The 13,396-nt window shown below is 59.4% G+C and carries 10 protein-coding genes; 4 read left to right on the top strand and 6 right to left on the bottom strand.

Annotated elements, in window-relative coordinates; translation table 11 throughout:
* Nucleotides 1–77 precede the first annotated feature (77 nt).
* Nucleotides 78–2,246, bottom strand: coding sequence for a tetratricopeptide repeat protein (locus Poly24_RS21350; protein WP_145100399.1), 2,169 nt, complete (start codon nt 2,244–2,246; stop codon nt 78–80).
* Nucleotides 2,243–3,259 carry an AAA family ATPase gene (locus Poly24_RS21355; protein ID WP_197452079.1) on the bottom strand — a complete coding sequence of 339 codons (1,017 nt, stop codon included), beginning with the start codon at nt 3,257–3,259 and terminating at the stop codon, nt 2,243–2,245. The genes Poly24_RS21350 and Poly24_RS21355 overlap by 4 nt, the downstream gene beginning before the upstream one ends.
* Nucleotides 3,260–3,543: 284 nt before the next feature.
* On the opposite strand from Poly24_RS21355, the gene Poly24_RS21360 reads away from it, so the two are divergent.
* On the top strand, nt 3,544–4,797 hold the full coding sequence (locus tag Poly24_RS21360; RefSeq protein ID WP_197452080.1) for a DUF58 domain-containing protein: 1,254 nt from the start codon (nt 3,544–3,546) through the stop codon (nt 4,795–4,797).
* Nucleotides 4,794–7,163 carry a transglutaminase domain-containing protein gene (locus tag Poly24_RS27690; RefSeq protein ID WP_145100407.1) on the top strand — a complete coding sequence of 790 codons (2,370 nt, stop codon included), beginning with the start codon at nt 4,794–4,796 and terminating at the stop codon, nt 7,161–7,163. The genes Poly24_RS21360 and Poly24_RS27690 overlap by 4 nt, the downstream gene beginning before the upstream one ends.
* 51 nt (nt 7,164–7,214) lie before the next feature.
* Here the strand turns inward: Poly24_RS27690 and ribH are convergent, their stop codons facing one another.
* The 3 genes from ribH to coaE form a co-directional block, all read right to left on the bottom strand.
* The gene (gene ribH, locus Poly24_RS21370; protein WP_145100410.1) at nt 7,215–7,718 is read right to left on the bottom strand and encodes a 6,7-dimethyl-8-ribityllumazine synthase; all 504 of its coding nucleotides are present in this window, start codon (nt 7,716–7,718) and stop codon (nt 7,215–7,217) included.
* A gap of 2 nt (nt 7,719–7,720) precedes the next feature.
* On the bottom strand, nt 7,721–9,217 hold the full coding sequence (gene rho, locus Poly24_RS21375) for a transcription termination factor Rho (RefSeq protein ID WP_145100413.1): 1,497 nt from the start codon (nt 9,215–9,217) through the stop codon (nt 7,721–7,723).
* 211 nt (nt 9,218–9,428) lie between these two features.
* Nucleotides 9,429–10,037 carry a dephospho-CoA kinase gene (gene coaE / locus Poly24_RS21380; protein WP_145100416.1) on the bottom strand — a complete coding sequence of 203 codons (609 nt, stop codon included), beginning with the start codon at nt 10,035–10,037 and terminating at the stop codon, nt 9,429–9,431.
* A gap of 257 nt (nt 10,038–10,294) precedes the next feature.
* On the opposite strand from coaE, the gene Poly24_RS21385 reads away from it, so the two are divergent.
* The gene (locus Poly24_RS21385; protein WP_145100419.1) at nt 10,295–11,155 is read left to right on the top strand and encodes an OmpA/MotB family protein; all 861 of its coding nucleotides are present in this window, start codon (nt 10,295–10,297) and stop codon (nt 11,153–11,155) included.
* Between the two features lie 119 nt (nt 11,156–11,274).
* Entirely contained in the window at nt 11,275–11,736 is a 462-nt protein-coding gene (locus Poly24_RS21390) for a hypothetical protein (RefSeq protein WP_145100422.1), read from the top strand.
* 91 nt (nt 11,737–11,827) lie between these two features.
* On the opposite strand, the gene Poly24_RS21395 is transcribed toward Poly24_RS21390, so the two are convergent.
* Nucleotides 11,828–13,075 carry a hypothetical protein gene (locus Poly24_RS21395; RefSeq protein ID WP_145100425.1) on the bottom strand — a complete coding sequence of 416 codons (1,248 nt, stop codon included), beginning with the start codon at nt 13,073–13,075 and terminating at the stop codon, nt 11,828–11,830.
* Nucleotides 13,076–13,396 lie beyond the last annotated feature (321 nt).

Here is a 13,396-nt window from a genome sequence, read left to right on the forward strand (position 1 = left end):
CGGTTCAAGCTGGCAGCGGCCACAGTTGCGATTCTCTTTCGTCATCCACGCCATTGAAGTCGCGAGCTGCGGCGAGCTCAGTTCGCATCGCTTGGCGGTTCTGGATCATTGCTCGGTTGTTCCGCCTCGATGAAGTCGGAGAGCAGTTGATCGACTTCTCTTCGCATCCGAGCTGCGACAGGCGATCCATCGAGCGATCCCAGATCGGCCTGTGTTAATTCGACAAGCGGCTGAAAAAATCGCTGATGAAACAGCTCGACCGTCGTTTCAACAAAACCCTCTTCGCTGCCGATCGGAACCACCAATTCCAAATGCCTCGATCGATCGTTGCGGAACATTTCGATCAATAGCTGTTGGTCCTGAAACGGGCGAACAATGATTTCGCAACCGCGAGGATCTTCAAAAAATCGACTCGATGACGCCAATGTCTCGGCGACTTTTTGTGCCAAGTCGGAACCCTGGTGGCTCAGTCGAATGGGGATCTGGATATCTAACAATCGGAACGCTTGCGGGAAATCGCGCATCGCGGTGCTCCAGTACCCAATCGCTTCGTCGGGTTGATCCAGCCGCCAGGCAGCTTGTCCTGCGATCGCAGCGACGAAGCCACGGAAGACCTTTTCGGCGCGCGGCGGTAATTTTTCGAGCGCAGCGGTTGCCAGTCGCAACGCCTCGGCATCGTCGTGCTTCCGCATCCGGATCCCCGATCGGATCGCTTGCTGATAGGGCGCTACCCAATCCGGTTTCTCGCCCTTTCCGGCGGCGGAGAGGGCGACTTCCAAAACGCCCAGCGGAATCAGATCCAACAGCATGAATTGGTGCCACGACAGGATCTGCGATTCGATACCGATACCGCCCGCCCGGTGCGGACGGACCAGATCGACGGTCAACGAGTGGATCAGTTCGCTTGTGAACTTCTGCTTTGTCTGCCACAGCGCCGTTTGCAGGCCGGCCAGTTGAGCGAGTGCGGCCCCCGACGGCACCGCGCCGATCGACAACTGCTCCTGCAATTCCTCGCGCGCATATTTTTGAATCGTCCAGAGGACCAAGCCGTCCGAAATCCGTAGCTCGCGTTCGTTAATGGAGGTCGAACCGGCGCGATCGGGCGATCCGGTGGCACGACGCGCGAACCGCAACGCCAAGTCCGCTTCGTTGTACGCGAGCAGGACCGACGCGATCGCCAAGTTGGTATTCGCCTCGTCGTTATGAAGCGTATAGGGCTCGCGCTGGCCGCGATCGATCTGCGCTTGCTTGAGGGCGTCGAGCGCTTCGGGAAAACGTCCCTGCTGAACCAGCAATGCCGCCAAGGGAACGTAGGGTGTCGTGCTGGCTGAGTCATCGGTCGCCGCGGCCGCCGCCAAAAACGCTTGCTCCGCTTCAGCAAAACTCGCGTTGGAGATGGCCGCCAAGCCGAGGTTGTATTGCAGCACGCGGCGTTCGGGGAACCGTTGGCACATCGCTCGCGCCGCCTCCAGGCTCGACTCACGTCGCTTCAGCTTGTCTTCGATGACCATCACGGAATTGTCGGCCTCGAGGTCGAACGTCCCCATTCCTCGATACTTGGCGATCTCCGCACGGGCCTTGTCGAAGCGTTCCAGCTTGATCAACGCAAAGTCTTTCATCCAAGGGACCGGCGCATAGATTTGTTCGATCCGCTCCGCCGCCGCGATGACTTCTTCGGACCGGTCCAACGAAAACAGGATGTGCCACTCGGTCGCGAGAATCCAGATGTACCACTCCTGCCCGATTGGATCGCGTGGGTTGCGTCGCCCTATCGCCTCGGCTTGAGCACGCGCTCGGCGGATCGAATGGAGCGCGTAGGCAAAATCGTTTTCGGCGTAGGCTTCCACGTGAGCCATCGCGTACAGACCGACAAGCGAATCGGGATTCTCTTGGAGAACCTGATCGGCCAGTTTTCGAGCCAACGCGAAGTTCTCGTCGTGGGCTGCGTCAAAGAGATCCTTTTCGATTTGCGATGCCCCCGCCAGGATTGTCTCATTGGTTGCCTTTTCGAAAACCGCGGTCCTTCGCTCCCAGTACTCGTCGAATGCCGGTTGGTCGTCGACCAACGGTTCGCTCGTCAGCGGAATGATTTCCGGGAATCCTTCTCCGACATGTTCAAAAGGAGCGGGCGGATAGATGTCGATTTCGCTGTCGCAGCCCACAACGAAACAGGCGACTAACAAAAGCCACCCATCCGTAATCAGACGCGTCGCGAACGTCGAAGGGGTTTTCTTAGTACGGTTCATCGGATCGACTTGCGGCACAACGATTCGATCACGGGTAACATCACTTGTTCGACAACCAGATCGCCACTGGAGATGCCCGGCTGCAGTTCCAAGCGATGGCTGAAGATCGGAAACGCCAGCGATTTGATGTCATCGGGGGATACGAAGTCGCGACCGTGCATCATCGCCCGCGCCTGAAGTGCAGGAATCGTCACGACCAATGCCCGCGTCGAGATCCCCTGAGCGACGCGTGGTTCGCTGCGCAAGCGGCCGGCAATTTCGACCAACGCTTCGGTGATCGACCGGTCGATCTTAACCTCCCGCTGAATGACCTGCCGCGCCTGGGCAATCGTTTCGGGACGGATCTCTCGCGAGGGCGCATCGATCAGTTCCGCCGTAACAAACGAATCGAAACGACAGTGCGGGTACTTCATCGCTAACACTTCCAATTCGTGCTCCCGCGATAGGAACGTCATCCGAACCTTGAATAAGAAGCGATCGAGCTGGGCTTTGGGAAGCGGATAGGTGCCAGCTTGGTCCAGTGGATTTTGCGTCGCGATCACCAAGAACGTCTCTTCCAGCGGATGGGTCACGTTGTCGACGGTGACCTGTTTCTCTGCCATCGCTTCCAACATCGACGCCTGCACCTTGGGGCTGGTGCGATTGATCTCATCGGCCAAGACGACGTTGGCAAAGACGGGGCCGGGATGATAGGTCAACTGGTTTTGATTGGGATCGAAGACCGTCGTGCCGGTCACGTCCGAAGGCAACAGGTCGGGGGTGAATTGAATCCGGCGGAACGCCGCGAAGCGTGGATCGGCATCGGAGGGACGATGGATGCAATTCCCAAGCGCTTTGGCCAACGTCGTCTTTCCCGATCCGGGATGGTCTTCCAGCAGCACATGCCCGTCGGCGAACAATGCGATCAGAATCAGATCGATCACATCGGAACGCCCCTGCACCTCCGCTTCACAGGATGCCTTGAGCGATCGATAGATTTGGGAGACATCCGAAAGGGTTGTGACCGTTTGCACTGTGCCAAGCTCGCGTAAGAACGGGATGACGGGTTGCTACTTGCCGACAGCTACCGCAACGCCTCGGAACGCTAGAGAAGGCAAACGAGCCAACCCCGATGCAGACCTTGCAGGAAACTAAAAAATAGCTGAAAGAAGTAGTGAAAGCATCCCTGCGGTTGACCATTATTTCGGTATCTTAATCGAGTTGCCCTATAAAACGTGGGTTGGCCGCCATTCGCCCCGCGGTCGACCGAACTCCAATTCCCTTCGAGGCCGCTGCGAGGATGCGTATGTTCGATACGATGAAACGCTCTCTTCGGGCGATCATGGATTGGATCCCGCTGACCGCACGCGGGGCGGTCTTGATTCCAGTGGCCGGATTCGCGCTGCGGTATCTGGCGCTACAGGAGCATGATCGTTTGCTGTTGGCCGCTTGTGTGGGCGGGTTGTTTGTGATCGCGGTGATGGCGTTGGCGGTCTTGGCGATCGGGTTGTGGCTGCAATTTCGCAAGCTGCCGGTTCCCGATCGGATCGACGCGATGGAGTCAGTCCAGTGCGAGACTGGATTGACGCTGCCGTTGCTCGCGTCGATTCCTTGTGTCGCCGTGGGGATCCGTTGGGTGAATTGCGACGGCGTGCAGGTCGCTTTATCGCGCGGCCGCGATGGTTGTCACGAAACCCTCCTTGCCAGCCAGCGGATGCAGCGCAGCGAAATCGTGCGGCAGTTTGAAGTTAGTGATGTATTTGGGCTGAGCCGTGTGAAGTTTTGCAAGACCTTTGCACAAGCCGTCCGTGTCGAACCGCTGCCGGCCGCCGGATGCAGCATCACTCAGATTCGTCGCGACCAACAGGGAGACGACTTGGTTCATCCCAATGGCAAACCGCATGGCGACCTGATCGAAATGCGACACTATCGGCCGGGCGATCCCTTGAAATTAGTGCTCTGGAAGCATTACGCGCGAACGCGGCAACTGTTGGTTCGGCAGCCGGAGAATTCAATCGCCAGCATGTCGCAAACCATCGCATGCTTCGTAGCGGGGCCTGGTGACCAAGCGTCGGCTGGTGTCGCCCGAACGATTGTGACCGAACTGAAGCAGGCCGGCGAAGAGATCTTGTTTCAAGCCGATGGCTCAGCGGCGGCAACCGATAGTTCGGCCGAAGCGATCGAGCAGATCATCCTGTCGGCGGACGCACGGGAAAGTGGAGGTGGGATTGTCGCGGGGATCGGATCGACGCTCGAAGACCATGTGATCAAGCATTGCGTCGCGTTTGTTCCGAGCCAACCGGGAGCTTGGATCGATCGGGTCATCGCGGGACAGGCTGCATCGCAACTGCAGATCGATGCGATCATCGGCGTCGACGAACCCGCAACGCCGCGACGCCATCGGTTCTTTCCCGCCTGGGCGTTCCATCGCGATCCGGGGGACGTGGTTCAATTGCAGCAAGTGCAGGCCGTAGTCGACCGGTTGTCGGCTGCGGGGATCTCGACACGGATCATCCATCGACGCTCGGGACAAGCTTGGTCGACCGCAGGATATCGAGGGCAGGTCGCATGAGTCATGTAGAGGCCCCACCGAATCAAGCTGCCGCTGGCGTCCAGTTAGGACAGCCTGAAACGCGACTGCAGGCGATCCTGTTGACCGTCGGGTATGCCTTGTCAGCGATGTTTCTCAGCTCCGCAGTCGCCAGTCCCGCCGCGGTGTTCGCCGCTGGAATGGGTGCGGTAGCGGGTGTCTGGCTGTACCGTTGGCATGCCAGTCAATCGCTACGCAATGTTGTACCGGCGTCGATCGGCTTGGCGTTGATCGCAGTCGGGCTGGTAGGGCCGGCACTGCTGGGCCGTTGGGGGTTGGTGCCGACTTTGATTGGCATTCCGGCGACGTTGATCGCGATACAAGGGATGACGCTGGCGATGTTGGCGGTGGGCGTCGTGCTGTTGGTTCGATCGATCAGCCAGAGTGCCCGCCTGTTTTCGATACTCGACGCAGTGGTCATGATCGCGGCGATCTGTCTCCGGTTCGCCGCGCACCGCAACTATCACTGGGGGAATCCGCGGTTCTTCGCCGACTGGGCCGGGATCGAGGGCTACGAGCTTCCGACGCTGTTCGCCTTGCTAGGCTTGGCCGCGCTGACGACCGGGCTGATCGCCAGCATGCGGCGGACCACCGCGCGGCATGCCGCGACGTCGGTGCTGACGCTTTTAACACTGTTTGTTCTGCTGATGTGGATTGGCGGTCGATTCTTGCGGAACCCAACGCCCGATTTCATCGAGCCTCCGGGAGGCTTGCGTTCCATCGCCGCATACGATGGCAGTGGAGACGCGAACGATGCCGGCGACTCGGGAGCCGACGGTGGTGGTGGTGGAGCGGGAACCGGCAGCTCGGGAGCGGCGGGGGCCACAAGTTCCGGCGGTTCGAGCTCCCAGGGGGGCGGCGTTTCGGGAGGCGGAGCCTCTTCGGCGTCGCGAGGAGCGGTCGATGACGATCCGTTTCCTTCGGCCTCTTCCCAACAGATCACTCCTCAACCAACCGCCTTGGTCTTATTGGAAGACGACTTTCAGCCCTATGAGAAGTTCTGGTATTTTCGGCAGACGGCCATCAGCCTCTTCAACGGCAAGCGTTTGGTGGTGGCGGCCGACGAGCGGTTCGACACCGACATTCCCAGCGGCTTTTCCAACGACGAGGTTTTCATCCAAGAGATCCCACGGCCTGAGGACATGCATCGCATCGTGCCGATGGTTGTCAATCTGATCGCGGAGCAGCCGCGGCCGTTTGGTTTGCCGAGCATGATTTCGTTTGCTCCGCTGCCGAATCCCGCCCCCCAGTACTTTCGTCAGTCCTACCGCGCGACCAGTTGTGCGTTGATCGATCCGGTCGTCGACGAGGAGGTCTTCGATTTATACGCCAACCTGTTTTACTGCGATGCCGGCGACTCCGAATGGGACGACGCCGTGTGGGCTCACTACACCAAGGCTCCCGACGATCCTCGCTTCAAAGCGTTGGCCGAAGAGATCGTCCAAAAGCAAACGACAGCCGACTTGGAAGACGACCTGGAAAACTCCGCGATGATCAAGGCACTGTCGATTCAGCGTTGGCTGGAGAAGAACACAACGTATTCGCACGACCCGAAATTCGACGACCCTCACAACAATCCGGCCGAGCAGTTTCTTTTCGGTGCCCGTCACGGTTATTGCGTTCACATCGCCCACGCGAGCGTCTATCTCATGCGTTCGCTGGGCATTCCCGCGCGGATCAGCGGCGGTTACATGGTCCCCACCGAACGTAGCGGCAAGTCGTCATCGATCTTGATTCAATCGACCGATGCGCACGCTTGGGCAGAGATTTATCTGGAGGCCGTCGGTTGGGTGATTATCGATGCGATGCCCGAACAGATCGACGAATCGACGCAGGCACCCTCAGAACCAGATAAAACGGTCAGCCAATTCCTGGCCGACAAGGCGCGGAAGAAGGATCAGCACAAAAAGCACATCCAAGAAACGTCCAAGCCTTCGCGCGGCTTTCCGTTGCGGATGATCCATCTTCCCTGGGCGTTGGTGGCCGCAATTGTATTGCTCTACTTCGCCAAGGCGTGGATCCTCCTGTCGCCTCGGTTCGCCCCGGACCAGGAACTGATCCGCGTCACCCAGCGCGCGACGATCTTGCAGTTGGCCGAAACGGGCATGCAGCGAGAGTATGGCGAAACGCGAACGGAGTTTGCCGCGAGGGTAACCACAATTTATCCGGAATTCGCCAAGCTGACCGAGTTTCATCTTCGGCAGCACTACGGCCGCGGCGACCAGCTGCCGCGGCAGACCTGTTTGGAAGTACAAAGACGAACCAACCGCCGCATCCGTCAGGCCAACGGTTTGACACGGTGGATCCTCGGTCGCCTGGATCCCCGTTTCTGGACGCTCGTCCGCTAGACGGCCCGACGCCCCGGAAGGCAAGCAGGCGGCCGTGTGGAATCCATCGGGTTAGCGATGGAAGCCGACTTTGGGAGTCCCTTGGTCCTGCATCTCTTCGACGACGCGGATCATCTCCAGCGCCGCTTCAGCACATTCGGATCCCTTGTTCCCCATGTTGCCGCCGGCGCGTTGGATCGCTTGGTCGACGGTGTTGCAGGTCAGCAGGCCCAGCAGGATCGGCTTGGCGGTCGCCAGACCGATATCCATCAACGCGTTGCAGACGCTGCGGTTGATGTGTTCGTCGTGTGTCGTCTCCCCTTTGATCACCGCCCCCAGGGTGATCACCGCCAGCGTCTCTTTGCGACGGGCGGCGTAGGAGGTCGGCAGCGGCAGTTCCCACGCCCCCGAGACCCAAATCACTTGGATGTCCTCTTCGGCGATCCCGGCGGCCAGCAGCGTCTCGCGGGCACCTTGCAGCAATTGACCGGTGATCGATTCGTTGTACCGCGATACCACGATGGCGATGTTGCCTTCGGGGATTGGGCCTTGCGTTCCGTTAATCTCTGTCTTCATGATCAATCGACTTCCTTGAGGCTGAGCAAAAACTCGGCGTTGTTTTGGGTCTTCTTGAGTTGTTTGATCAACATGTCCATCGCTTCGGGCGGATTCAATTCCGCCATCACACGCCGCAAGATGCTGATCCGACGATGCTCTTCGTCATCCATCAGCATCTCCTCGCGACGCGTGCCGCTGCGGCCCGGATCGATCGAGGGCCAGATTCGTCGATCGACCAGATTGCGATCCAGCACGATCTCCATGTTGCCGGTCCCTTTGAATTCTTCAAAGATCACGTCGTCCATGCGACTGCCGGTGTCGACAAGTGCGGTTGCGAGGATCGTCAGCGATCCACCCTCTTCCAGCTTGCGAGCCGATCCGAAGAAAGCTTTGGGTTTCTGCAACGCCCCGGCGTCCAAACCACCGGAAAGCAGCTTGCCGGTGCCGCCACCCTCGGAATTGTAAGCGCGGCCTAGGCGTGTGATCGAGTCGAGGAAGATCACGACGTCGATGCCGTATTCGACCATTCGCTTCGCCTTCTCGATCACCATCTGAGCGACTTGAATGTGTCGCGCCGGTGGTTCGTCGAACGTGCTGCTGATGACTTCGCAGTGCGGGCCTTTGACCTCCCGCTCCATATCGGTGACCTCTTCGGGACGCTCGTCGACAAGCAACACGATCACGTAGGCGTCGGGATAGTTTTCCAGGACCGAGCGAGCCATCTTCTGCATCAGGACGGTCTTGCCCGCTCGCGGCGGACTGACGATCAAGCCGCGTTGGCCAAACCCGATCGGCGCCAGCAGGTCGATCACCCGAGTCGACATCTCGTGCGCATCGGTCTCCATGATGATCCGCGCGTTGGGATGCAGTGGAGTCAGGTCCTCGAACCGCGTGTTGCGTTGGCGGTCCATCGGATCGCGGCGGTTGATCGCTTCGACGCGGAGCAACGCAAAGTAGCGTTCGTTCTCTTTTGGGGGACGGATCTGTCCAGCGACCGAGCTGCCGGTTTGCAAACCGAAACGGCGGATCTGGCTGGGAGAGACATAAATGTCGTCGGGGCAGGAGATGTAATGGGCGTCGGGGCTGCGCAAGAACCCAAACCCGTCGGGCAGGATCTCCAGCGTTCCCTCGCCGTACATCAAGCCGTTGTTGGCCATCCGCCGTTTGAGCACGCTGAAGCTGAGATCTAAGCGGCTGCATTTTTCGATGTCGGTCACCCCTTCGGCCTCGGCCAAAGCGACAAGTTCCTCGCGCGACAACAACTGCAAATGCGCTAGATTCAGCGGCGCATCGTCGCTGCGTTGCTGCGGCACGCCGACCGAACCACCGGAGCGGGTCGCTTCGACCACGATCTCCTCGGGCAACGACAGTGGGTCGCGCTCGGCATCGAGCTCACGGATTCGTTGATCCACCTCCGCGTCGGGATGACGCTGTCGCGCTGCGCCACCAAAATTTTGGTTGCGGCCGCGTTGCAGTGGTCGTGACGAAATGTGGCGGTTGGGTTTGCGAGGTTCCATGATTAGGATCGATCGATAAGGAGAGCTCACCGCACTTGCGAACAAGCGGGCAAAGAGGAAGCAGATGGGTAATCGTTATCGGCAGGAATGTTGAGTTTTGAGGATGCATCCTGCATCGACAAGCGAATCAAGGATAAGGGCTTGCTGTGTTTATCTTACACGCCAGAGCAATAATGCGCAGGGGCACGCATCGCTTCGGTGGATTTTGTTGTTAGTCTGTAGGGTGGGTCAGTCGCCGCCAGCCAGCAATCACTTGCTGCTTGGTCTGATGAGGGCCCCGCGAGTTGTCGATGATCCGCGTCGCGTATCGTTTCTTTTCCGCTAACGGAAGCTGTCGCGCCTCGCGCTGGCGAAGCTGTTCCGGTGTCCAAGATCGCTTGCCGATCCATTGGATGCGTTGCTCCCATGGGGAATCGACATACCAAACTTCATCGCATTGGAAATGCCAATTCGCTTCGATCAACAGCGGTGCGTCGATCACAACGACGACCTGCTGTTTCGCGCCAAGACGTTGCAATTTCCGAGTCGCTAACTGCCCAGCGATCGGATGAAGCACGCTCTCAATATATTCTAACTGCCGTCCACTGGTAGGGTCATCCCCAAAAACTTTCGCTGCCAATTGCGATCTATCGACCGCCCCAGAGGCATTAAAAATAGAATCGCCAAAGTGTTCGCGAAGCTTAATCTTTACCCGACCCATGCGAAGCGCAGCGTGCGCCAAGCGGTCGGCGTTGATCCATGCCGCCCCCTGTGCCGCAAGAACCCCCGCAATGGCCGACTTTCCACCCGCAGGTGGGCCTATAATTCCGATCACTATCATCTTGCATGTCGCCTGTTTTCAAGAGGCCCGTTGCGTTTGGAACGATTCGCCCCTACGGCAGACTGCGTCGCCAGGAGTAAATATTTTTCTTTCCCACCACGATCGTGCAGGACACTTACCAAGACATCGCTCCGGCCTCCGCATCCCTGGCTCCCCTGCCGGAGCCCGCCGCGATTACTGGGCTTGCTCCCATTTCGCCCGCCTTGCTACGCTTCGCCACAGGGACGTTCCCTCGCACGCCTTCGATATCAGCCATCATGCGTACCACCCAAACAACACTCGCCTTGCTTTGGATCTGTTGTCTTACAACAGGCTTGGCTGGATGTACGCAGAACCCGCGATTGGCTTCCGGCGGCGCGGCCCCATGGCCCGGCGGGCAACCTGCAGCTGCGCTGGCCGCCGATCCAAATTCGCTGCAGGCCGCGCAAGCTCAGTTGGCCGATCTCGAACGCCGCGTCCGGCACCTGGACGATAACAACCGCCAACTGCATACACAACTCGCCCAAGCCGAACAGCAGTCGCAGGTTTACAAAGACGAAGTCAATCTGATGCGAACTCAGTTGGCCGAAGTGACCGGGCGGATGCAGGAGGCACACCTGGCCGCCGCCGACGCCCAGCAACAGTTCCAAGGGTTGCAAGCCTCCAGCCGCTTCCGTGGCGGAGCGACGATCACTCCGAACACCAACCTTCGCCAAGCCGCCAGCCAATTGAGTCTGGGCGGGCTGCCGGTCTCGTTCGAAAACGAAGCGATCCGGATTCGCGTTCCATCGGACCAGTTGTTCCAGCGCAATTCGGCGCAGATCGCTGGCAACGCCGCCGCATTGCTCGATCCCATCGCGGCCGCAATTCAGCAGAATTTCCCACGCCAAAAGATTGGCATCGAAGGCTACACCGACGACCAGCAGTTGTATGGCGGAATGTATGGCAGCAACCATCAACTCTCCGCCGCCCAAGCATCGGCGGTCTTCGAGCATCTGACGCGACGCAACAATCTGCCGCCGCAGCAATTGTTCACGCTCGCGCAAGGATCCAATTACCCTCGCGGCGACAATGCGACAGCTGTCGGCCGCGCGGCCAACCGCCGCGTCGAAATCGTCATCTATCCCGAGACGTTCTAATTTCGTCGGTTTGGGTAAGATTTGCGGTATCCGCTGGACTTGGCTAACATCGCTATCGGGGATCGAGATTTTTCGATTCTGGATTCCTACCGTCCGTTCCACGTACCAAGAGAAAAACCATGCGCTCTTCCAATCCTGTCTTTTGCGTTCTGTTAGCCGTTGCCGCACTCACCAGCTTCGCCAATGCAGCTGACGACACGCTTGCGACCAAGAAGTGCAAGTGCCCCGTTGCCGGGACCGAGTTCACCGTCGGCGACGCGGCTGCATCGACCCAGTATAAGGATGCGAAGGTCTACTTCTGCTGCCCTGGCTGCATGAAGCGATTTGTCGCCGATCAAAAGAAATTCGAAGCCAAAGCGAACTTGCAATTGTTCGTCACCGGCCAAGCCAAGCAGGTCCATTGCCCGATCGCTGGCCGCGATGCGAACCCCGATCAATCGGTCACCGTCGACAACCACAAAGTTGCGTTCTGCTGTGGCGGCTGCAAAGGCAAAGCAGCGGCAGCCGAAGGGGACGCTCAGCTGGAAATGCTGTTCGGTGAAAAAGCGTTCAAGACCGGCTTTGAAATCGTCAAGAAGTAACGCCAGCTGACGTTGCCACCGGCCGTCGATCGTTCCGCGACGACGCCTTCGATTTATCGACACGCGGTCCCACCAAAACGGGCCGCGTTTTTTATGGCCGGATCGCCAGGATCGCTCCGCAATACGAACCGATTCGGCTGGCCAGCAGCGTCAGTTTTCTGCCCTCTCGCCGCCCCAGCTTCTTGATGATCGTCGGCGGCTTCCAATCGAGGCCGCGGATCTTCACTTCGGTCACGCACCCGTCGAGCGCAGCGACCGCTTGGCGGAGCTTTTTCATATCGGCCACGCCGTGCCAGAGGACTTCAAACGGCTGAGCCAACGCGTCAACATCGCTTTGTGGTGCGGTGAAAAATCCGGCCGGTCCACCGAGCGAACGCAAGCCTTTGGCCGCCGCATACGACTCGCTCAATCCCGCCGCCCGAACCGCCGGATCGAGGTCGAAGGCAAACGCTTCGCAGGTGTCGGTTTCATCGCACTGCTGCAGTTGGTCGACGGCAAAACTTGTCGCCGAATCGTCTCCGGTGACAACGGTCGCTCGGATCGTTCCAGGCGGACTCGCCTCCCCGAGCCACAGCACTTGCTGGCGACAGCTGCCGCGATGGCTGATCCATTCACGCTCTCCCAGCTCGTGACACTCCTCGGGCAACTGGGTCGCTGGAGCGAGTTTGATCGACGCGCCGGCAACTTGTTTTGCGACCGGCATCCAATCGTCCAACGGCGGTTGCAGGTAATCGCAGTGCGTCGCTCGGCTGGTCTCCGAGGTGTTGGATTCACTGCGGCGATCGGGATCGAGGTTCAGCCAGGCAGCGGCAGGGGGATGATGAGCGAAGACGTCGTCGCAGATTACCGTCGACCGATATTCAACGGGCTCGTTGTCGCTGGCCGCTTGTTGGTCGCGGTGCACGCCCAGATTGTGCCTCGCCATTTCAGCGATCTTGGGATCGCGGTCGATCGCCGTCAGCGGGCCGCGGTCGCTCAGTGGCATCGCTTCGCCGCCAACGCCACAGCACCAGTCGAAGATCTCCAACCCGGCGGGAACTCGTCGCGACTTGTAGCGAGCGATAGCCCGATCGGTCGCTTGTTGGATCCCGCGGTCGGTCACCAGCCATGGGCCGGCGCCCCATTTGTCGATCGCCTTGCTACGCGCTGCCGCCGCGGACAGAACCGCTGCGGCGCGGTCGGGGCCGATCTTTTTTCGTAGCGCAGCGGTCCGGGCGACGGTTGCCTGGCCGGCCGCCTCGGCGCGGTCGATCGCTTCGAGCGCCTCGGGAGAAGAAAGCCACGGGATGACCTGCGGATCGGGATCCGCGGACGCGGGGAGGTCGTGGCTGGAGGGCATGTATTTTGTTGAGATCCGCGTCGCAGGCTTGGATGTTAAGAGGGGCCGATTGCGCAAAACGTGCCGGCAGCAAAAAAAAGGGTGAAGGTTTCTCGGTGGAGTTCCGATCTAGGTCACTGATGCCATGAGAGGGATCTCAATTTGGACAGGCTATGGATTTTAGCCGAGCTGGCAATCGAACTGTCCGCGCTACGCATTAGGATCCCCACAATCATGACACCCGACTTCTTTCACGCATGTCTTGGCATTGTTTTCACCGGCATTTGGGTCCTGATCGGCCAGATTCTCGTCGGTGACGCCTGATCGCTGCGTCCGGCTCCA

The sequence above is a fragment of the Rosistilla carotiformis genome (assembly GCF_007753095.1).
In the GTDB taxonomy this organism is placed as follows: Bacteria; Planctomycetota; Planctomycetia; order Pirellulales; family Pirellulaceae; genus Rosistilla; species Rosistilla carotiformis.

Coding starts and splice junctions, on each gene's coding strand:
- Poly24_RS21350 (WP_145100399.1), bottom strand. CDS start 2,246: ATGAACCGTACTAAGAAAACCCCTTCGACGTTCGCGACGCGTCTGATT.
- Poly24_RS21360 (WP_197452080.1), top strand. CDS start 3,544: ATGAAACGCTCTCTTCGGGCGATCATGGATTGGATCCCGCTGACCGCA.
- Poly24_RS27690 (WP_145100407.1), top strand. CDS start 4,794: ATGAGTCATGTAGAGGCCCCACCGAATCAAGCTGCCGCTGGCGTCCAG.
- ribH (WP_145100410.1), bottom strand. CDS start 7,718: ATGAAGACAGAGATTAACGGAACGCAAGGCCCAATCCCCGAAGGCAAC.
- rho (WP_145100413.1), bottom strand. CDS start 9,217: ATGGAACCTCGCAAACCCAACCGCCACATTTCGTCACGACCACTGCAA.
- coaE (WP_145100416.1), bottom strand. CDS start 10,037: ATGATAGTGATCGGAATTATAGGCCCACCTGCGGGTGGAAAGTCGGCC.
- Poly24_RS21385 (WP_145100419.1), top strand. CDS start 10,295: ATGCGTACCACCCAAACAACACTCGCCTTGCTTTGGATCTGTTGTCTT.
- Poly24_RS21390 (WP_145100422.1), top strand. CDS start 11,275: ATGCGCTCTTCCAATCCTGTCTTTTGCGTTCTGTTAGCCGTTGCCGCA.
- Poly24_RS21395 (WP_145100425.1), bottom strand. CDS start 13,075: ATGCCCTCCAGCCACGACCTCCCCGCGTCCGCGGATCCCGATCCGCAG.